Origin of the sequence: Rhizobium terrae, from assembly GCF_003425685.1 — a bacterium.
Classification (GTDB): Bacteria; Pseudomonadota; Alphaproteobacteria; order Rhizobiales; family Rhizobiaceae; genus Neorhizobium; species Neorhizobium terrae.
Window position 1 is genome coordinate 236,832 of the sequence record NZ_QJKM01000008.1, and the last position, 19,109, is coordinate 255,940.

19 protein-coding genes are annotated in these 19,109 nt (G+C 63.1%); 8 read left to right on the forward strand and 11 right to left on the reverse strand.

The window, feature by feature from the left end; genetic code table 11:
- Window positions 1-97: 97 nt before the first annotated feature.
- Window positions 98-796 carry a GntR family transcriptional regulator gene (locus DMO26_RS16950; RefSeq protein WP_117193324.1) on the forward strand — a complete coding sequence of 233 codons (699 nt, stop codon included), beginning with the start codon at window positions 98-100 and terminating at the stop codon, window positions 794-796.
- Between the two features lie 20 nt (window positions 797-816).
- Window positions 817-1,401, forward strand: a complete 585-nt coding sequence (locus DMO26_RS16955; protein ID WP_117193325.1) for a UbiX family flavin prenyltransferase — start codon at window positions 817-819, stop codon at window positions 1,399-1,401.
- Between the two features lie 8 nt (window positions 1,402-1,409).
- Here DMO26_RS16955 and DMO26_RS16960 read toward each other — a convergent pair whose 3' ends face one another.
- Window positions 1,410-1,910 carry a TIGR02444 family protein gene (locus DMO26_RS16960; protein WP_117193326.1) on the reverse strand — a complete coding sequence of 167 codons (501 nt, stop codon included), beginning with the start codon at window positions 1,908-1,910 and terminating at the stop codon, window positions 1,410-1,412.
- Between the two features lie 229 nt (window positions 1,911-2,139).
- Between DMO26_RS16960 and DMO26_RS16965 the strand changes: the two genes are divergently transcribed.
- Together DMO26_RS16965 and DMO26_RS16970 are read left to right on the forward strand one after the other, a co-directional pair.
- The gene (locus DMO26_RS16965) at window positions 2,140-3,183 is read left to right on the forward strand and encodes a Bug family tripartite tricarboxylate transporter substrate binding protein (protein WP_226951321.1); all 1,044 of its coding nucleotides are present in this window, start codon (window positions 2,140-2,142) and stop codon (window positions 3,181-3,183) included.
- A 93-nt stretch (window positions 3,184-3,276) separates the two neighbouring features.
- Window positions 3,277-5,046: a thiamine pyrophosphate-binding protein gene (locus DMO26_RS16970; RefSeq protein ID WP_117193327.1), complete on the forward strand. Its 1,770-nt coding sequence runs from the start codon at window positions 3,277-3,279 to the stop codon at window positions 5,044-5,046.
- A gap of 54 nt (window positions 5,047-5,100) precedes the next feature.
- On the opposite strand, the gene DMO26_RS16975 is transcribed toward DMO26_RS16970, so the two are convergent.
- The gene (locus tag DMO26_RS16975) at window positions 5,101-5,712 is read right to left on the reverse strand and encodes a TetR/AcrR family transcriptional regulator (protein WP_117193328.1); all 612 of its coding nucleotides are present in this window, start codon (window positions 5,710-5,712) and stop codon (window positions 5,101-5,103) included.
- A 157-nt stretch (window positions 5,713-5,869) separates the two neighbouring features.
- Here DMO26_RS16975 and DMO26_RS16980 point away from each other — a divergent pair, with 157 nt between their 5' ends.
- On the forward strand, window positions 5,870-6,631 hold the full coding sequence (locus DMO26_RS16980; RefSeq protein WP_117193329.1) for an SDR family NAD(P)-dependent oxidoreductase: 762 nt from the start codon (window positions 5,870-5,872) through the stop codon (window positions 6,629-6,631).
- A 205-nt stretch (window positions 6,632-6,836) separates the two neighbouring features.
- Here DMO26_RS16980 and DMO26_RS16985 read toward each other — a convergent pair whose 3' ends face one another.
- Window positions 6,837-8,921, reverse strand: a complete 2,085-nt coding sequence (locus DMO26_RS16985; protein ID WP_117193330.1) for a tripartite tricarboxylate transporter permease — start codon at window positions 8,919-8,921, stop codon at window positions 6,837-6,839.
- A gap of 259 nt (window positions 8,922-9,180) precedes the next feature.
- On the opposite strand from DMO26_RS16985, the gene DMO26_RS16990 reads away from it, so the two are divergent.
- Both DMO26_RS16990 and DMO26_RS16995 read left to right on the forward strand, forming a co-directional pair.
- Window positions 9,181-10,116, forward strand: coding sequence for a LysR family transcriptional regulator (locus DMO26_RS16990; RefSeq protein WP_117193331.1), 936 nt, complete (start codon window positions 9,181-9,183; stop codon window positions 10,114-10,116).
- Between the two features lie 96 nt (window positions 10,117-10,212).
- On the forward strand, window positions 10,213-11,031 hold the full coding sequence (locus DMO26_RS16995; RefSeq protein ID WP_117193332.1) for an alpha/beta fold hydrolase: 819 nt from the start codon (window positions 10,213-10,215) through the stop codon (window positions 11,029-11,031).
- Window positions 11,032-11,037: 6 nt separating this feature from the next.
- Here DMO26_RS16995 and DMO26_RS17000 read toward each other — a convergent pair whose 3' ends face one another.
- The 7 genes from DMO26_RS17000 to pcaD all read right to left on the reverse strand — a co-directional run bounded on the left by DMO26_RS17000 (window position 11,038) and on the right by pcaD (window position 17,636).
- Window positions 11,038-12,846, reverse strand: coding sequence for a methyl-accepting chemotaxis protein (locus DMO26_RS17000; RefSeq protein WP_117193333.1), 1,809 nt, complete (start codon window positions 12,844-12,846; stop codon window positions 11,038-11,040).
- A 187-nt stretch (window positions 12,847-13,033) separates the two neighbouring features.
- Complete coding sequence (locus DMO26_RS17005; protein WP_117193334.1) at window positions 13,034-13,666, reverse strand: LysE family translocator; 633 nt, start codon at window positions 13,664-13,666, stop codon at window positions 13,034-13,036.
- A 209-nt stretch (window positions 13,667-13,875) separates the two neighbouring features.
- Window positions 13,876-14,946: a 3-carboxy-cis,cis-muconate cycloisomerase gene (locus DMO26_RS17010; RefSeq protein WP_117193335.1), complete on the reverse strand. Its 1,071-nt coding sequence runs from the start codon at window positions 14,944-14,946 to the stop codon at window positions 13,876-13,878.
- A gap of 89 nt (window positions 14,947-15,035) precedes the next feature.
- Entirely contained in the window at window positions 15,036-15,653 is a 618-nt protein-coding gene (pcaG, locus tag DMO26_RS17015; RefSeq protein WP_117193336.1) for a protocatechuate 3,4-dioxygenase subunit alpha, read from the reverse strand.
- 3 nt (window positions 15,654-15,656) lie between these two features.
- Window positions 15,657-16,397 (reverse strand): protocatechuate 3,4-dioxygenase subunit beta, encoded by a 741-nt coding sequence (gene pcaH / locus DMO26_RS17020; RefSeq protein ID WP_117193337.1) that lies wholly within the window; start codon window positions 16,395-16,397, stop codon window positions 15,657-15,659.
- Window positions 16,394-16,834: a 4-carboxymuconolactone decarboxylase gene (pcaC, locus tag DMO26_RS17025; protein ID WP_226951322.1), complete on the reverse strand. Its 441-nt coding sequence runs from the start codon at window positions 16,832-16,834 to the stop codon at window positions 16,394-16,396. The genes pcaH and pcaC overlap by 4 nt, the downstream gene beginning before the upstream one ends.
- 10 nt (window positions 16,835-16,844) lie before the next feature.
- Entirely contained in the window at window positions 16,845-17,636 is a 792-nt protein-coding gene (pcaD, locus tag DMO26_RS17030; protein ID WP_117193338.1) for a 3-oxoadipate enol-lactonase, read from the reverse strand.
- Window positions 17,637-17,730: 94 nt separating this feature from the next.
- Between pcaD and pcaQ the strand changes: the two genes are divergently transcribed.
- A complete protein-coding gene (gene pcaQ, locus DMO26_RS17035; RefSeq protein ID WP_117193427.1) occupies window positions 17,731-18,657 on the forward strand; it encodes a pca operon transcription factor PcaQ in 927 nt (308 codons plus the stop codon).
- A gap of 42 nt (window positions 18,658-18,699) precedes the next feature.
- Here the strand turns inward: pcaQ and DMO26_RS17040 are convergent, their stop codons facing one another.
- Window positions 18,700-19,107, reverse strand: a complete 408-nt coding sequence (locus DMO26_RS17040) for a hypothetical protein (protein WP_226951323.1) — start codon at window positions 19,105-19,107, stop codon at window positions 18,700-18,702.
- Between the last annotated feature and the right edge of the window lie 2 nt (window positions 19,108-19,109).

Sequence of the window (19,109 nt, forward strand, 5' to 3'; positions counted from 1 at the left end):
ATATATCGATTCAAGGAGAGGTGACGGAGCGCCTGTTTATTTGTATGACAAGCATCTGATCACATTCGTTTGAACGCTGCCGCCTTCGAGGAGACATATGGCCAATCCGCTTGCAGAGCCTCTCAACCCGCTCGTTCACGAGCCAGCGCCCCTGCGGAACAAGATCATGAACTCCTTGCGGAGGGCGATCGAGACAGGGGCACTGGAGCCGGGGACGCGCCTTGTGGAGAAGGATCTCTGCGAGAAGCTGAATGTCAGCCGCACGTCGCTGCGCGAGGCGCTGCGCCAGCTGCAGGCGGAAGGCATCCTGACCGATCTCAACAATCGCGGCCTCACGGTCGCCACCGTCACCCGTGCCGATGCGGAAAACATCTACCGCATCCGCGGCGTGCTCGAGCCTCTGATCGTCGAGCAGTTCGTCGAGAACGCGCCGGATGACGAGGTCGAGGCGCTGAAGGCGCAGAGCGAAGTCCTGAAGAAGGCCTATCTCGGCGGCAATGCCGAGGAGATCGTCGCCACCAAGCGGGATTTCTACGACCGCATCTGCACCGGCGCCCGCAACCCGATCGCTTTCGACCTCCTGAAGAAGCTGACGCTGCTGACCTCTCCGCTGCGTCGCCGTTCGGTCGTGCGCAAGGATCGCCAGAGCCAGAGCATCACGGAAATCGAGGCGATCGTCGCCGCCATCGTCAAACGCGACAAGGCGGCCGCCAAGGCGGCTGCGGAAAAACATGTGGCCAATTCGGCGGTCTCCGCATTGCGCCCGCCGGAAAGTGACGTTAGGGCGTCGCGATAGGTCACGTCCGGGAAAACGCCATGCGCCGCATCATCATCGCCATCACCGGAGCGTCCGGCGTCGTCTACGGCGTTCGCGCGCTTCAGCTCCTGAGAGAGGTGGAGGACATCGAGACCCATGCGGTGATCTCGCCCTCGGCCTTCAGAACGGCGGTCGACGAGATCGACATGGATGCCGACCAGATCCGCGGCCTTGCCGACGTGCTCTATAACTACAAGGATATCGGCGCAGCGATCTCTTCAGGCTCGTTTCGCACCATGGGCATGCTGGTCGCGCCCTGTTCGGTGAAGACGCTGAGCGGCATCGCCAACTGCTACAATGACGAGTTGATCGTGCGTGCCGCCGACGTCTGCCTCAAGGAGCGCCGCCGCGTCGTGCTGCTCTTCCGCGAGACGCCGCTGCATGCCGGCCATATCGCCTTGATGGATCAGGCGACCCGCAACGGTGCGATCGTCATGCCGCCGGTGCCCGCCTTCTATTCGAAGCCGAAGACGCTCGACGACATGGTGACCCAGACGGTCGGCCGGGCGCTCGATCTCTTCGACATCCACCTGCCGATGGTGAAGCGCTGGAAAGAAGGTCCGGACGCGCCGGGCCAGCATTAGGCGCCGGCTCAGAACGCGGAGAAAGCCTTTTCGACCACCGCAAGCGCCTGGAAAGCTTTCGCATCCGGTTCGCTCCCATGGAAATGCCGCAGCGCCCGCGCAAGGTTTCCGCCGGCATCACCGAACCCGGCGCCAAGCGCGATCAGCGCTTGGCCCTCGGCTTCCAGCACCGCCAGTTCGATCTTTTCCGCGCCGAGTTCAGCGCCCTTCACGCCATTGCGCAGCGTTTCCGTCTCCTTTGTCGGCGCAGGTCGGGGGCCGCTCTTCAGCCGGCGGCGCACGGCGCGGAGCGGCCTCACGACTTCGTTCCGCCAATCCTTGACCAGGTCATCGAGCCGGGCGATTTCAGCTGTCGAAAGCGAAACGGAATTTTTTGCCAGCCAGGCGGAAAACAGCAGCACCGGCACATCGACGCCGTTTTCGTCCTGCAGGACCAGACAGGCATCGGCGACGCCCGGAGCGCCGTAGAGCTTCAATGCGAAATTCCAAAGCCCGTCTTCGGTCGTCATGTCCGTCTCTCCGGAAATAAGCCGGGGCTTAGCAGCCGGGCCATCGGCAAGGCAAGTGGAACACGCCCCGGGCAGCGGCGGCTCGGAGCCATCGCATCTGTCAAGAATGCGAGCGGCGGAAAGCTTTCCTGTTGCGCCGGCAAATTCTTTGTCATACAGTAGTACCATCATAGTATGTGACCAATGTGGGACCGTTGCCGGGAGGGCCGGCCCAAGGGAGGGAGTCCTGATGCTTAAATCCATCCGTATGTGGACCGTCGTTGCGGCCACGGCCTGTGCCTCCATCTTCGGTGCGGTCTCGGCCCAGGCCCAGAGCGCTGCCGATTTCTACAAGGGCAAGACCCTCACGATCCTGATCGGCCACCCGCCGGGCGGCTCCTATGACCTTTACGCCCAGTTGATCGCCCAGCATTTCGGCAAGCAGATACCGGGCAACCCGACGGTGATCGTGCAAGGCATGCCGGGTGGCGGCGGCTCGCTCGCGGCGGCCCATTTCTATACCAAGGCCGCCAAGGACGGCACGATCGTCGCTCTTCTGCCGGAATCGCTGGCGCAGGATCAGGTCCTCGATCCGAAGAAGAGCCGCTGGGACGTTTCCAAGATGCGCTTCATCGGCCGTGCCGCCGACGTGACCTCGGTCATGATGGCCCGCAAGGATTCGCCTGTGAAGTCGATCGAGGATTCGCTGAAAACCGAAGCCAACGTCAGTTGCTCCGGCCGCACCACTTCCAGCGCCCAAACCGGCGCCGTCCTGAAGTCGCTGATCGGTTCGAAGTTCAACATGGTCTGCGGTTATGACAGCGCGACCGCCAGTGCGCTCGCCGTGTTCCGCGGCGAAGCCGACCTCACCACCACCGTCTGGGCCAACTGGTCGGTCAATTACGCCCAGCAGCTTGCTGCCGGCGACGTCGTTCCAGTGGTGCAGTTCGCCGAAAAGCGCCTCGCCGACCTGCCGAACACGCCGACCGCCGTCGAGCTCACCAAGGATCCGGCCAAGAAGCAGGCGATCGAGTTCTTCGGTGCCGGCGGCGATATCGGCCGCGCCCTGATGACACCGCCGGAAACCCCGGCCGACCGGGTCGCAGTGCTTTCCGCCGCCTTCGACAACCTGATGAAGGACCAGGCATTTCTCGCCGACGCCAAGGCCCGCGCAATCCCGATCGCGCCGATGACCGGCAAGGAAGTCGACGAGATCGTCAAGAAGATCATCTCGACGCCTCCGGACGTGGTCGTGACGCTTCAGAAGGCGATCAACGACGGCTTCAACAACTGATCGACCGGACCGCGCGATGCCCCCGTGTCGCGCGGTTTTTCTTTTGCCTTCGGGCGTTTTGTTTTCCCCCTCCCAAATTCGAGGAGTCCGATCATGGACCACCAGGGCACGAAGCGTTTCGTCCCGGTTGAAACCGGTGCGCCGAAATACGGCAGCGACCTGATCGCCGCGGCGATCCGGGAGCAGGGTTTTCCCTATATCTGCCTCAATCCCGGCGCGAGCTATCGTCATCTGCACGACAGCCTGGTCAACTACCTCGGCAACGAAAAGCCGAAGATTATCCTGTGCATGCACGAGGAACACGCGATCGGTATCGCTCAAGGGTGGGCGAAGATAACCGACAGGCCGCTTGCCGCCGCCGTTCATTCCAATGTCGGCCTGATGCATGCGACCATGGGCATTTTCGATGCCTGGTGCGACCGCGTGCCGGTCGTCGTGATCGGCGCAACCGGTCCGCTCGACGCGACCAAACGCCGCCCTTGGATCGAGTGGATCCATTGCACGATCGACCAAGGCGGCCTGGTACGCGATTTCACCAAATGGGACGACGAACCCGCCTCGCCGGAAGCCGCAGTGGAATCGATCCGCCGTGCCACGATGCTTTCGACCGCCCGCCCCTCCGGCCCGACCTATGTGAACCTCGATGTCACCGTGCAGGAGATGGAGCTCGAAAAAGTCCCGGCACTGCACGATATTTCCCGCTTCAAGGCGCCGGCCGATCCCGAGCCGCCGCGCCGCGATCTCGAAGAGGCCGTCGAAATCCTGACGACAGCCAAGCGCCCCGTCATCCTTTGTGGCCGAACATCGCGCAGCGAGGAAGGCTGGGCCGAGCGCGTCAGGCTCGCCGAACTGCTCGGCGCCAAGGTGCTCACCCACGTGAAGCTCGCCACCAGCTTCCCAACCACCCATCCGCTGTTCATCGGCGAGACCGGCTGGAAGCTCTCGAAGAATCTCCTGAAGCACCTGACCGAAGCCGATGCGATCCTGTCGCTCGACTGGCTCGATCCGGCCGGCACGATCAACCAGGCCTTCCCGGCCGGAAGCCCGAGCGCGCCGATCATCAGCGTCTCGAACGATTTCAACATCCATCGCGGCTGGAACATGGACTATCAGGGCCTGCCGGCCGTGGACGTGAACATCCCGACCGTGCCGGAAACGGCCGTGTCGCGCCTCCTCGAAGCGCTCACGCCGCGCCTGCCGGCTGCGAAGACCTACGAACGCCGCCGTATCGACGCGGAACCTTCGAAGACGTCCGGCGAAATCAGCCTCATGGACCTCGCCAAGGTGTTCAACCGGGTGACGCGCGACATGGACGTCTGCCTCACCTCGCGCCCGCTCGGCTGGCCGGTCAATGCCAACGAGCTTGAGCATCCGCACGATTATCTCGGCCATAACGGCGGCGGCGGCGTCGGTTCCGGCCCGAGCATCGGCATCGGCGCCGCACTTGCGCTGCGCGACATGAAATCCCCGCGCGTGCCGATCGCGATCGTCGGCGACGGCGATTTCACCATGGGCAATACTGCGCTCTGGAGCGCCGCATCGCAGGGCATTCCCCTGCTCTACGTGATCTCCAACAACAATTCATATTTCAACGACGAGCACCATCAGGCGGCGGTCGCCATCCAGCGCGGTCGTCCGCCGGAAAACGCCTGGGTTGGCCAGCGCCTGCAGGACCCGGTTCCTGACCTGCTGATGCTGGCGAAGGCGCAGGGGATCGACGGCGAAGGCCCGGTCACCGATATCGCCGACCTCGCCGGCGCATTGAACCGCGGCATCGAGAAGGTCAAGGCCGGCAAGCCGTGGGTGATCGACGTTCGCGTGCCGCCGGAATATTGCCGCGACCCGATGGTCGAGCTGGCTTGAGTTCCGAAGGAATTTCGATTGTCCTGGTCTCGCTTGAAGGAGCGGGGCTTTGGGTCAGGATGACTCTCGGGATAGCGTGCTCCCGCCCGCAGGCCACGTGGACAGCGCCTGCTCGGCGACGGCCTCCAGTGTCTCACGGCTGAAGCCGGCCTTGGCCTGCACCGCCATGCCGTGAAGGACGGCCATGAGGAATGCCGCAAGGGCATCAGGTTTGGTCGTCTCCGGCAGGTCGCCCTCGGCCTTCGCCCGTTCGAAGCGTTCGCGAAGCTGTACCTCAGCATCGGCGCGAGCATCGATCAAGATTTGCCGAATAGGCTCCGCCTCATCCGATCCCGCCAAAACACCGTTGATGACCAGACATCCCCTATGGTCGGGATAGCGGGTGTTAAGGTCGATTGCATTATCGAGAATGTGCGCCGCGGCCTCCCGCGCCGTCGGAAGGGTCAGCGCCGCGGGGATGTAGTCCAGGTATCGCTCGTAATAGCGTACCAGGGCCTTGCGGAAGAGCGCCTCCTTGTTGCCGAATGCGGAATAGAGAGCGGGTCTCTCGACGCCGGCCGCCTCGGTCAGGTCAGCGTAGGACGCGCCTTCGTAACCTTTGCGCCAGAAGACGCACATTACGGCGTCGAGCGCTTTCTCCACGTCAAATTCGCGATGGCGTCCCATCAGCTCAACTCGGCCAATTTCATAACGAACGTTATTAAAACACTTGACCGTCAATGTCAAATTCCGTAACGAACGTTATTGTAACATTCGTTACGGAAATGGTGCCGCTGCCGGATGAGATGAGGTGCCGCGCCAATCACAAAAGGATTGGATTCTCATGTCGAACATATTGAAAGGAAAGGTCGCTCTCGTGACCGGCGGTTCGCGCGGCCTTGGCGCCGCGACCGCGGAGGCGCTTGCCGATCACGGAGCAGACGTTGCCATCAGCTACGCGGTCTCGGCCGGCAAGGCGGAAGCTGTCGTGGAGAAAATCAGGGCAAAGGGTGCTCGCGCAATCGCGGTAAAGAGCGATCAGGCCGACCTTGCTTCCGCCAAGCCGCTGATCGACAGGGTGATTGCCGAGTTCGGCAGGCTCGATATCCTCGTCAACAATGCCGGCATCGCGATCCAGGGCCAGACCGTGGACGATCCGGAGCTCGATGGGGACAAATACAACCGTCAGTGGCAGGTCAATGTTCTGGGCACGATCGCCAACACGCGCGCGGCGGCGTCCAAACTCACCGACGGTGGCCGGATCATCTTCATCGGCTCTCTCCTCGGCTCCTACGTACCTTTCCCGGGTGTTGCCGATTATGCCGGAACGAAGTGGGCGCTCGCTGGATATGCCAAAGGCATCGCGCGCGATCTTGGCCCGCGCAACATCACCGTGAACGTTGTCCAGCCGGGCATCATGCCCACGGATATGGCATCGGACGTTGCCGGCGAGCTTCCGAACCGCGACGCCATTCTGGACATGCATCCGATCCGCCGTATCGCTACCCTCGAAGAAGTGGCGGAAACCATCTGCTTTCTCGCCGGACCGCATGCGGGTTACATCAACGGCGAAACCGTAAATATAGCCGGTGGTCTGGGAATCTAAGCGCCGAAGACTAAAAACTCCGGCACGCAAATCCGGCTCGGATCATCAGCGTGTAGTTCCAAGCTGCAACCAAGTTCAGGATCGCTCTTCGGTCGTCTACGCCCGTTTCGGCCTGGAGCGGCGGCTGTATTCGGCGCGGCCTGACACAGTTCAAGAAAAGCCGGAGCGTCGCCGCTCCGGCCTTTTCGCCTTGGGAGGCTGAGCTTCAGATAATGTCCGAGACCATCGTCCGCAATGTCGGGAAGGCGTCGCCGAGATAGGATTGCGGCCAGGGCATGACCAGCAGCGTGTCGAACAGGATGAACATCGCGATCCAGATGACGACCGCGATGATCAGCGTGCGCAACCACGGCTGCCTGCCCTCGAAGCGCATGTAGGCGACCATATAGACGAACAGCGTCGGAAGCAGGCCGATGAGCAGCGTGCCGAAGAAGACCCCGAACACCCAGGCAAACATGATGCCTATGCGCGCGTAGAGTTCGCGGTCGGGCATCGCTTCCAGCGGATCGGCCTCATGCGCCTTTCGCGGCTTGACGATCGTCTCGCCGGCGCGCTTCTTCATATAGACGCCGATGCCCGAGCAGATCACCACGATGAGGCCGACGGCCGAGACGGTCTGCGGCATCAGCCTTGCGGCGAGCGCCCATTCGGTGGAGGTTGCAAGCGCAGTGATGAAAAGCAGCGCGGCGAGAAGCCAGACGCCCGGCAGCATGATGCGGTCGACGAGCGAGATCGGGCCTGCCGGCTCGACCTGTTTCGGAGCGGCGGGTTGGCTGACCGCGGCGCCCACGGCCGCCGGAACCGGTTCCGCACCACGACGCTTCAGGAAGAACCTTACCGCGCTGTAGGCGAAATAGAGGACCGGGATCATCAGGATGAGGATGACGCCCGGACGCTGCAGCCATGCGGAACCGTAGCGGCTGGTGGAGATGAACAGGTACTGTTCGACCAGGCCGCCGAGCACAAGGCCGAGCAGGACGGGCGCGCGCGCCCAGCCGAAGCGCTTCATACCCCAGCCGATCACCGAGAAGATCAGAAGAACGATGATATCGCCGATGTCGCGGGTGGCCGAATAGGCGCCGATGAAAACGATGGCGAGCACCGTCGGTACCAGGATGCCCGCCGGCACCAGCGCGAGCTTGGCGAGCTGCGACACGAAGGCGAAGCAGGTGAGCACGCCGATGATGTTGGCGATCATCAGGCTCCAGACGATCGTATAGGTAATGTCGAGCTGTTCGGTGAGCAGTTTCGGGCCTGGCTGGATGCCGTGCATCATGAAGGCGCCGAGCAGGATCGCCATAGTGGCGCTCGCCGGAATGCCGAAGGCGAGCGTCGGGATGAGCGCGCCGCCCTCGCGGGAATTGTTAGCGGCCTCGCAGGCGATGACGCCGCGCACGTCGCCGGTGCCGAAGGTCTCGGTGCCGCCCTTGACGGATTTCGCCGCCGAACCGTAGGCGATCCAATCGATCGCCGGGCCGCCGAGGCCGGGGACCGAGCCGAGGATCGCGCCGAGCCAGGAACTCTGGAACACGAGGCGGATGTTCCGGATCGCATCCATCACGCCGCGGAACTGGTCGCGCACGATGCTTTCGCTCCTGTGCAGCGCGACCGCCTGGCGGGCGGCGCCGAGTTCGATCAGCTCCGGTACGGCGAAGAGGCCGAGAACCAGAGCTTCGAGCGGCACGCCTTCCCAGAGATAGATGGAATCGAAGGTCCAGCGCAGTTCACCGGTCTGCGCCTCGTCGCCCACGGAGGCGATGACGACGCCGAAACAGGCGGCGACCAGCCCTTTCATCATATTGCCCTGGCTGACGGCCGCCACCAGCGTCAGGCCGAGAATGCAGAGCGCCAGAAGCTCCGGCGTGCCGAAGGCCATCATGAAAGGACGCAGGATCGGGATCGAGATGGCAAGGAGAAGCGCGCCGAAAATGCCACCGATCAGGGAGGCGGTATAGGAGGCGCCGAGCGCCCTGCCGGCCTCGCCACGCCGGGCCATCGGATAACCGTCCATCACGGTCGCCGCCGAGCCTGCCGCTCCCGGCACGCCGATCAGGATCGAGGGAATGGTGTCGGCCGTCGGCGTTACAGCCCACATGCCGATCAGGAAGGCGAGCGCCGTATAGGCATCCATCGTGTAGGTGAACGGCAGAAGCAGCGCCATGCCGGCCAGACCGCCGATGCCGGGAATGACCCCGATGAAAAGGCCGAGTATGCAACCCAGCATGATGATCAGGAAGCGCATGGGGTCGAAAATGACCGTCAACGCTGCCATGGCCTGTTCCAGAATCATGTATCCTCCACCACCTCGCGATCTGCGAGGCTCATTCGTCCATAGGCGCCTCAAGCGCCTTTCCCTCTTGCGGGACCGACAGCACCGGAAGCGGTGCCTGCAACGAGTGCCGCGCATCGAGGGCCACCCAAATACACATGCACCTCCATCTGCGATTTTTCTCGCGGACGATTGTGTAGTATTGTATTTTTGTACGACAATCATTGACTGTCACATTGCCGGTTGGCAAATTCAAAAAGCGAAGAGTATTATCACCACAATGAATTTAGCGAATATCGATCTCAAGCTCCTGGTGGTCTTCGATGCCATGATGGTGGAAGGCAGCGTCAGCCGCGCCGCCGAACGGCTTGGCATGTCGCAGCCGGCGCTTTCCAACGCGCTCAACCGCCTGCGGCTGCTGCTCAACGACCGGCTTTTTCTGCGCACGGCCGATGGCATGCGCCCCACGCCCCGGGCGCGGGAGATCGCAGGCCCGATCCAGTCGGCCATGCGCCAGATCGAGGACGTGCTCGAGCCGAGCGCCTTCGAGCCGGGCGATCCGGACTGGACCTTCAGCCTGGCTTTTTCCGACCACGCTTCGGTCGTCCTCCTGCCCCTGCTGATCGAGCACATCGCCCGCGCGGCACCGCGGGTCACCCTGAAAATCCATTCGAGACCTAACGAGGAACTGCCGCCGCTGCTCGACAGCAGCGAGATCGATCTTGCGGTCGGCGTCATCCCGGATCTACCGCGGCGCTTCAAGCATATGACGCTTTTCGAGGATCAGTATCTCTGCATGATGCGGCGAGACCATCCGCTTGCCGGCCGGCCGATCACGCTGGAGGAGTTCCTGTCCGCCGACCAGCTTTCCGTGAAGCCCGGCATCAGCGAGGTCAGCCGCGCGGATCGTTTCCTAGCGCGGGCAGGCCTCAAGCGACGCGTGGCCACTACGGTTCATCAGTTCCTCGCCGCGCCTGCGATCGTCTCGCGGTCCGACCTGATCGTGCTGGTCTTCGAGAAGATGTCGCGGATCTTCGATCCGTCCCGGTTCTATTTCTCGCCGGTGCCCGTGCCGAACATGCAGGTTTCGGCGACCGCCGTCTGGAGCGACGTGCACACCGACCTCCCTGCCCACAGATGGCTGCGCCGCCAGCTGGCCATCACGGCCCGCCAACTCGCCGAAGAGACGGGAACGGAGGGACCTCCTGAAGGATAAGCCTGCGACGTCCACGATATCGGCTGTTGCTCCCGCTCTCGATTTCCATATATGATCGTCATACAATATGACGTCAATCAGCCAAGGAGAATCCGAGTGAGCGAACAGTTGAACAGCATTGCCGTCATGCGTGACGGCATCCGGATTTCCTATCGGCTGGTAAAGGGAAGCGGCGAAGGCCGTGTCGTGCTCATCCATTCGCTCGCCATGGACAAGACGTTTTGGGAACCGACGGTCGCCGCGCTGGAAGGCTTTGCCGATGCGCTGATCTACGATTGCCGCGGCCACGGCGCTTCCGGCAAACCGGCTGGCCCCTACAGCGTCGAACTTTTCGCCGCCGACGTCGCCGACCTGATGGATCATGTCGGCTGGCCGTCCTCCGTCGTCGCCGGCGCCTCGATGGGCGGTTGCGTGGCGCTCGCCTTCGCCGCCGGATATCCGCGGCGCGTCGATGCGCTCGGCCTCTTCGACACGACCGCCTGGTATGGCGAGGATGCGCCGAAGGCCTGGGCGGAGCGCGCCGGCAAGGCGCTTGCCGAAGGCATGGGTGCGCTGGCCGGTTTCCAGAAGACCCGCTGGTTCAGCGACGGTTTCCGCGAGGCCAATCCGGATGTGGTGGAAAAGGCAATCGGCGTGTTCCTGAAGAACGAACTGCCCGCCTATGCGGCGACCTGCGCCATGCTCGGCAATGCCGATATCCGCGCCGCGCTGTCGAAATTCGATTTTCCCTGCCGCGTTGCCGTCGGCACCGAGGATTATGCGACACCGCCGGACATGGCCCGCTACATGGCGGAAAACATTCCCGGCGCCTCGCTCTTCATCATGGAAGGCGTGCGTCACTTCACGCCGCTCGAAGTGCCCGGGACGATTGCCGGGCACCTGAAGGAACTGGTCGAGGCCGCCAAGGCGGCCTGAACGGCCTTACGCCGCGGCCTGGCGGGGCCGCCGGACCGTCTCGCCCTTGAGATGGAACTGCCCGACCATCTGGCGCAGTTTCGCCGCTTCCTCGGCAAGGCCGTTGCTGGCGGCGGTCGTTTCTTCCACCATGGCGGCGTTCTGCTGCGTCACCTGGTCCATCTGGTTGACGGCGGAGTTGATCTCGGAGAGCCCTGTCGACTGTTCGCGCGCCGAACGGGCGATATCGTCCACATGGCCGTTGATCGTGACGATGTAACCTTCGATCGATTTCAGCGACTCGCCGGTTTCCCGGACGTATTTCACGCCGTGTTCCACCTCGACGGTCGAGTTCTGGATCAGCGTCTTGATCTCCTTTGCGGCGTTGGCGGAACGCTGTGCCAGTTCCCGCACCTCCTGCGCCACGACCGCGAAACCCTTGCCGGCCTCGCCGGCGCGGGCAGCCTCCACGCCGGCATTCAGCGCGAGCAGGTTCGTCTGGAAGGCGATCTCATCGATGACGCCGATGATGTTGGAGATCTGGTTGGAGCTTTCCTCGATCCGCCGCATTGCCTCGACGGCGTTGGCAACGACCGCGCCGGAGCGTGCGGCCGAGGCGTTGGCTTCGGATGCGATCTTGCGCGTCTCGTCCACCTTCTTCGAAGCCGAGCTGACATTCGCGGTGATCTGGTCGAGGGCGGCGGCGGTTTCCTCGAGCGAGGCGGCCTGCTGTTCCGACCGGCGCGACAGGTCATTGGCGGATTTGCTGATTTCCTGCGTGCCGCCGTCGATCGATTCGGCACTGCCGGCAATCGAGGTCAACGTGTTGGCGAGCTGGCGCACCGACGTATTGAAGTCGTGGCGCAATACCTCGAAGTCCGGTGAGAAGCTCTCGTTGATCTGGAAGGAGAGGTCGCCCGAGGAAAGGCGCCGCAAGCCGTCTGCAAGGCCGGAGGTAGCGGTCTGCAGCCGCGCCCTGGCATCGGTTTCCGCCTGTTCCTGCGCGGCGCGGCGCTCTGCTTCCGCGCGGGCGCGGTTGTCGTCGGCCTCGTCCTGCAGGCGCTTGTTGTCCATGGCCGCCTGGCGGAAGACTTCCACCGCCGCTGCCATGCCGCCGATCTCGTCCTTGCGTTCCATGCCGAAAATGCTTAGCGAAAGCTCGCCATCCGCCAGGCGCCGCATGCTGGCCTGCAGGCGTTGCAGCGGGCCGCTGACGCCGGACAGCACGACGTAGATCGAAAAACCGAGCACGATGAACGAGAGGATGCCGATAACGGCCATCCAGACCCCGAGCGTCGCCTTCTCTTCGAGGCCCTCCTGGAAGTTCTCTTGGGCGACGTTGAGCTGCAGCTTGACCAGATCGTTGAGGGGCTGGGCGAGCGGATCGATCGACGGATAAAGCCTTTTGGTGACGTAGGTGTCGAGCGCCCCCTGGTCGCGCTTGGCCATGATGGCCAGAAGCTCCTGGACCGACTTCGTCGTATCGGACAGCGCCGCCAGATATTTCTGGACGAGCGCCTTTTCCTCGTTGGTCAGAGAGGTCGACTGGTAATCGGCCCATTCCCGGTTGGCAGTGTCGAGGGCCTTGCGCACGGTCTCCGCGCCCTGCTCCCAGGTCAATGCGCCGCTGCGCGTCTTGTGCGCCGTATCGACGATGGTGACGGCATACATGTCGGAGACCGTCTTGATCTGTGCCAGCGGCTCGACCCGATCCTCGACAATGCTGCGCGTCCGGGCCGCAAGGGTTTCCATCCCGATGACCGCAACAGTGGTGGTTGCGGCAAGCGCGAGCGCGAGGCCCAGCACACTGGCAACGAGCTTGAATTTAATGTTCATTTGATAATCCCGCTTTCCAAGATCGATGAGCGCCGGCCGATCTGGCGTGGGCCGTCGTGGTTAACGATCGCGGAAAATGCTGAGAATATGTTTAACGAGCGCGCCAAACTGGCGGAAAATAAACCACCCCTCGCCCCATGATTGAACGGGGAATCTACTAGAAAGCAAGCCGGCGCCGGATTTTTGATCAGCGGCGGGCTTCGGTCGCCATGCGGACCGCGAGCCCGGCAAGTACCGTGCCCATCATCCAGCGCTGTATGGCAAGCCAGCTGGGTCGCTTGCCGAGGAAGCTCGCGATCGATCCGGCCATGACGGCGATCATCGCATTGACGGTGAGGCTGATGGCGATCTGGGTGGAGCCGAGCAGCACCGATTGCATCAGTATGCTGCCGTGCTCGGGCCGTATGAACTGCGGCAGGAGGGACAAATAGAGCACCGCCACCTTGGGATTCAAGAGATTGGTCATCAGTCCCATGATGAACAGCTTTCGCGGGCCGTCCTTGGGAAGTCGGACCACATGGAAGGGCGAACGTCCGCCCGGCTTCACCGCTTGCCAGGCGAGATAGAGCAGGTAGAGCGCACCGGCGAACCGCAGCGCGTCGTAGGCATAGGGCACCGCCATGACCAGCGCGGTGATGCCGAAGGCGGCGCAGAGCATGTAGAAGACGAAACCGAGCGCCACGCCACCCAGCGAAATCAGCCCGGCCGTCGGCCCCTGCGAGATCGACCGCGAGATCAGGTAGATCATGTTGGGGCCGGGCGTCAGCACCATGCCGAGCGCGATGAGGGCAAAGGCGGCAAGGCTGGCGAGATCGGGCATGGCGGCGTGATTCCCTGAAGGTGCGGCCGATCATTCATCCGCCAGCCGGCCCGATATTTCAAGCGCCTGCAATCGCGAATTTCCGCGGCATCGGCCGAGATCGCAATGACGTCGGTCATGGCTGGAGGCATGATGCCGATGGTTGGCAGGCTCACGGCGTTGCGGGTGAAGTCCGATGGGAGCGGGATGCGGCGTGGACACCGCAGGCTTCAACCCTTGCCGAGCGACCGCACGTTCCCGGCGAGTTCGCCGGCAAGGCGCAGTGCCGCGCCCGTTGCCATCACCATGGATGGCATGATCAGCCATTCGAGCGTCCAGGCCGCGCCGGAACGTTCCTGTTCGTGCACCATGGAATGCTGCATGCCGGAAAGCTGCACTGCGTTGAAGCGGGCGAGCGACACCAACACTTCGGCCGCCACCGGATTCTGCTTGTGGGCCATGGCGGACGAACCGCCGCCGCCGGCAAGTTCCATCTCGCCACCCATTTCGGCGAGCAGCGCCACGTCCTGGCCCAGTTTGCCGAGCGAACCGGAGATCAGCGAGAGGATGTTTGCGAACTCGGCAAGCCGGTCGCGCTGGCTCTGCCATTGCGGCGCATCGGTGAGGAAAAGCTCCCAGGCAAGCGCCTTGCGCACCGCGGCCGCCTTTTCCCCCAGTTTCTCGAGCGTCCCGGCCGCGCCGCCGAACTGCACGGCAAAGCCGGTTTCGGAGAAGACATCCAGCCGCTGCCGGTGCCGGGTCAGCGGCTCCTTCCAGGCGCGGATGCGGTCGGAGACGGAGATCTGGATCGCCGCCTGCATGCGGGTGTGACCCATCAGGGCGCGGCGGCCGAACTGCCGGTCGATCTCTTCGAAAGCCTTTTCGAGGGCCGAAAGCCGCTCGATGAACAGGGTGCATGCATGTTTCAGGCGGATCACCAGGGCCGTATCGATCACGTCTTGACTGGTCGCGCCGAAATGCACGTGCTTGGCCGCCTCGGCTCCGCCCGGCTGGGCGCCGACGGCCTCGCGAAGCTGCCTGACGAGTTCGGCGACGACGACGCCGTCCCGCCCGGCGCTCTTGCGCAATCCGGGCATGTCCGGCACGAATGTCCGCAAGGCTGCGGAAATCCGCTCCGCAGCGTCGGGGGGTATGATGCCGCAGCCGGCCTCCGCCTTGGCGAGGCCCGTCTCGAAGGCGAGCATGGCATCGATCTCGGCCTTGACCGAAAACAGTCTGCCGGTCTCCTCGTCACCGACGAGACCGGACAGGAACGGATGCTCGAAAGCCGAAACGCTCATGCAGGTTGTCCCCTCCTCCCTGTGCTCGTCACAGGAATGAGGACGGACGAACTACCCGTCCTCATTTTTCGAACGCCGTTTCTCAGATATCAGATATCGAAGAATATCGTCTCGTTTTCGCCCTGAAGATAGATGTTGAACGTGACGGTATTGCCTTCACGCTTGCCGATCAGGGTCGGAACGCGAACCCGGTGCTCGATGCGCGACAGGATCGGGTCCTCAGCATTCGCAGCCTCCTCGTCGGAGAAGTACATGCGGGTGTTGAGGCCGAGGTTGATGCCGCGGGCAACGATCCAGAAAGTCACGTGCGGCGCCATCAGGCGGCCGTCGCGGAAGGGCACGCGGCCGGGCTTGATCGTCTCGAAGACGAATTCGCCGGTCGCCATGTCGCCGGGCTGGCGGGCCCAGCCGAGGAAGTTCGGATCGGCCTTGCCGCGGGTTTCCGATGGGCTGTTGTAGAAGCCGTCGGCATCCGCCTGCCAGATCTCGATCAAAGCGTCCTTGAGCGGCGTCATCGCGCCGTCGTAGACGAAACCGCGGATGGTGATGCGCTCGCCGCGGGTCTTGTCGTTGACCATCGAGCCGGAGCCGAGGTCGGTTTCGTAGACGCCGGTGATGCCGGAAAAGTTCGGCGTGCAGCCGATATGCACGTAGGGACCCGCGGTCTGGGAGGCGGATTCCTTGAAATAGGTGAGCGGCTGGACCATGGATCAGTTCCCCTCCTTGCGGTTCTCGAAGAAGGTCGAGCGACGACCGCGCAGGATGATGTCGAATTTGTAGGCACGCATGTCGTGCGGAATTGTGTTCTGCATGTCGAGGGCGGCGATCAGCCCCTTGATGGCGTTCTCGTCCGGAATGGTCTTCACGATGGGACAAATCCAGATCATCGGATCGCCCTCGAAATACATCTGGGTGATCAGGCGCTGGGCAAAACCGTGGCCGAAGACCGAGAAGTGGATGTGTGCTGGGCGCCAGTCGTTGACGCCGTTCGGCCACGGATAAGGGCCGGGCTTGATGGTCTTGAAGAAGTAGCCGCCGTTCTCGTCGGTGATCGTGCGGCCGCAGCCGCCGAAATTCGGATCGAGCGGTGCGAGATAGGTTTCCTTCTTATGGCGGTAGCGCCCGCCGGCATTGGCCTGCCAGAACTCAACCAGCGCGCCCGGAATACCGACGCCGCGCTCGTCCAGCACACGGCCGTAGACGAGGATGCGTTCGCCGATCGCCATTTCGCCGGGCTTGGCGTAGTTGACGATCAGGTCGTTGTCGAATTCGCCAAGGATGTTGTGGCCGAAGACCGGGCCGGTGATTTCGCTCTTGGTGCCTTCAAGCGAGATCAGCGCACGTTGCGGCGAACGCAGCACGGAGGTCTTGTAACCCGGCGTGAATGCCGGCGGATGCCATTCCCTGTCACGAGGGAAGAAGGGGCTTGTTTCAGGCGGTATGTTTTTCATTTTTGCTCTCCCGCAGGCTTTTGGGTTTCTGGGCCCGCGTCCATTTCTGCACAGGTAGCTTTGGCGATCTTGAAGGCATGGTTGGCGGCCGGAACACCGGCATAGATCGCCACATGCATCAGGGCTTCGCGGATATCATCCTGCGTCGCGCCTGTGTTGGCGGTTGCGCGGATGTGCATGGCGACTTCGTCGTGATGGCCGAGTGCGGCCAGCAGCGCGATCGTCACCATCGAGCGCTCGCGCTTGGTCCAGTTGGGTCGCGACCAGACCGTGCCCCAGGCGCCTTCGGTGATCATTTCCTGGAAAGGCTGGTCGAAGGGGGTCTTGTTCGCCTCCGCACGGTCCACATGGGCATCGCCGAGTACGGAGCGGCGCGTCTTCATGCCTTCTGCAAACCGTTCCGATGGCGCGGAGTTTTCGGCCCTGTCGGTGCTCAAATGCCTGTCCTCAATCCAGTTGTTCGATGAAGCCGCGGATCAGCGCGGCATGGGCGGCGGGTGCCTCGACGCAGGGAATGTGCGCTGCGCCCTCGATGATCTCGTAGCGGGAACTCGGGATCAGATCGGCGAGCGACTTGACGACCTCCGGCGGCGTCGATCCGTCGTCGCGTCCGACGATACAGAGCACCGGCACGCTGATTTTCCCGGCCTCTTCGGTAAAGTCGGCGTCGCGGATCGCCGCGCAGGTGCCGCTGTAGCCGAAGGTCGGCTGACGCACGAGCATGTTGCAATAGGCCTGATAGGCGGGGTTTTCCGGCTTGCGGAACGACCGGGTGAACCAGCGTTCCATGATCGCGTCGAGAATGCTGCCGATGCCCTTTTCCTCGACCGCCCTGATGCGCGTCGCCCACATCTCGGCCGTGCCGATCTTGTGGGCGGTATTGGAAAGGACGAGCGCCTTCACCAGGTCCGGCCGCGACGCATACAGCCCCTGGGCGATCAGCCCGCCGACCGACAGGCCGCAGATCACGACGTTGGAAAGCTGCAGATGATCGAGCAGGCCTGCGAGATCGGCGACATGGTCGCCGATCGAATAGGGCGGATTGCCGAGGCCGGAAAGCCCGTGGCCGCGCTTGTCATAGGTGAGGATCGTGTAGTCGTCCGAAAGCTTCGGCAATTCGTGATGCCAGATGCGGCTGTCGGTGCCCAGCGAATTGATGAACACGATGACGGGCCTGTCGTCAGCCGCGCGCTGGATGTCATAATGGATCACAATACCGTTGATGTGTACAAACTGCATCCGCGCCTCCTCTCGCTTTGATAGATTGCACTAGTTTCCGGTTAGGTAAAATGATATTTTCAGCATAATCCCCTAACCGCAGGGTTATTTGATCTTGATCAACTCCCGAGTCAAGTTTCGGCACCTGCATACATTTGTCGAGGTGGCGCGCCAGAAAAGCGTCGTCAAGGCAGCCGAGATTCTCAATGTCAGCCAGCCTGCCGTCACCAAGACGATCCGCGAACTGGAGGAGGCGCTGGGTGTCGCCGTCTTCGAGCGCGAAGGCCGTGGCATCCGCATCACCCGCTATGGCGAGGTCTTCCTGCGGCATGCCGGCGCCTCGCTGACGGCGCTCAGGCAGGGGATCGATTCCGTCTCGCAGGAACTCTTCGATTCCGCGCCGCCGGTGCGGGTCGGCGCGCTGCCTACCGTCTCGACCCGGATCATGCCACGCGCCATGACGCTGTTCCTGGCGGAGAAGGCCGGCGGCCGGGTGAAGATCGTGACCGGCGACAATGCCGTTTTGATGGAACAGCTTCGCGTCGGAGATCTGGATCTCGTCGTCGGCCGTCTCGCCTCGCCCGAAAAGATGACCGGCCTGTCCTTCGAGCACCTTTATTCGGAACAGGTGGTTTTCGCCGTGCGCGCCGGCCATCCCCTGCTCGAAGCCGGCCGCTCGATCTTCGACGGCTTTCCCGACTATCCCGTACTGATGCCGACGCGGGGCTCGATCATCCGCCCCTCGGTGGAACAATTTCTGATCGCGAACGGCGTCGCCGGCCTGCCCACCCAGGTGGAGACGGTTTCCGATGCCTTCGGCCGCGCCTTCGTGCGATCGAGCGATGCGATCTGGATCATCTCGGCGGGCGTCGTCGCGGCGGATATCGAAGACGGCATCCTGGCGACGCTGCCGATCGATACGTCGGAGACGCGCGGGCCGGTCGGCCTGACGATCGGCGCGGACGCGACGCCTTCGACACCGCTTTCCATCCTCATGCAGACTATTCGGCAGGCGGCGACGGAGATCATGCCGGCGCGGTAGTCCGCCACGTCTCACCATAGGCTGCAGGATTTCGGTGCCTGATCAGGCCGCGCCGATCTTCGTCACGTCATCACCGCAGAACAGGACGACATAGCGGCCGTTTCGTTCGGCCTCTTCGGTCCAGCGAAGCAAGTCGGACGCGAAGGGCTCCTTCCGCCACGCGCCCGGATGGTCAGGATCGGCCAGCACCGTCAGCTGCGGCCCCTGTTCGTAGACGAGCATATGCGACCTCAGCGGTTGCCAGTGATCCGCAAGGCTGCCGTCCGTCATCCACAGACAGAGGAAATCGCGGCAGAGCTGCGGGCGGTCGGCATAGATGGCGCAACTCTCGCCCGTGCAGTGCCGGCATAAGACATCCGGGGGCTTGGCAAGCGTCTCGATCTCGGGAAGCCGGCAGCAGAGCGTGCAGGAACCGCAAGTACGCGCGCCATGTTCCGTCGTTATTTCCACGA

Bases quoted from the DNA above. Each gene is read 5' to 3' on its own strand.
- DMO26_RS16990 (WP_117193331.1), top strand. From the start codon at position 9,181: ATGAATTTAGCGAATATCGATCTCAAGCTCCTGGTGGTCTTCGATGCC.
- pcaD (WP_117193338.1), bottom strand. From the start codon at position 17,636: ATGCAGTTTGTACACATCAACGGTATTGTGATCCATTATGACATCCAG.
- DMO26_RS16965 (WP_226951321.1), top strand. From the start codon at position 2,140: ATGCTTAAATCCATCCGTATGTGGACCGTCGTTGCGGCCACGGCCTGT.
- DMO26_RS16980 (WP_117193329.1), top strand. From the start codon at position 5,870: ATGTCGAACATATTGAAAGGAAAGGTCGCTCTCGTGACCGGCGGTTCG.
- DMO26_RS17000 (WP_117193333.1), bottom strand. From the start codon at position 12,846: ATGAACATTAAATTCAAGCTCGTTGCCAGTGTGCTGGGCCTCGCGCTC.
- DMO26_RS16950 (WP_117193324.1), top strand. From the start codon at position 98: ATGGCCAATCCGCTTGCAGAGCCTCTCAACCCGCTCGTTCACGAGCCA.
- DMO26_RS16985 (WP_117193330.1), bottom strand. From the start codon at position 8,921: ATGATTCTGGAACAGGCCATGGCAGCGTTGACGGTCATTTTCGACCCC.
- pcaH (WP_117193337.1), bottom strand. From the start codon at position 16,397: ATGAAAAACATACCGCCTGAAACAAGCCCCTTCTTCCCTCGTGACAGG.
- pcaG (WP_117193336.1), bottom strand. From the start codon at position 15,653: ATGGTCCAGCCGCTCACCTATTTCAAGGAATCCGCCTCCCAGACCGCG.
- DMO26_RS16975 (WP_117193328.1), bottom strand. From the start codon at position 5,712: ATGGGACGCCATCGCGAATTTGACGTGGAGAAAGCGCTCGACGCCGTA.
- DMO26_RS16970 (WP_117193327.1), top strand. From the start codon at position 3,277: ATGGACCACCAGGGCACGAAGCGTTTCGTCCCGGTTGAAACCGGTGCG.
- DMO26_RS17010 (WP_117193335.1), bottom strand. From the start codon at position 14,946: ATGAGCGTTTCGGCTTTCGAGCATCCGTTCCTGTCCGGTCTCGTCGGT.
- DMO26_RS17005 (WP_117193334.1), bottom strand. From the start codon at position 13,666: ATGCCCGATCTCGCCAGCCTTGCCGCCTTTGCCCTCATCGCGCTCGGC.
- DMO26_RS16960 (WP_117193326.1), bottom strand. From the start codon at position 1,910: ATGACGACCGAAGACGGGCTTTGGAATTTCGCATTGAAGCTCTACGGC.
- DMO26_RS16955 (WP_117193325.1), top strand. From the start codon at position 817: ATGCGCCGCATCATCATCGCCATCACCGGAGCGTCCGGCGTCGTCTAC.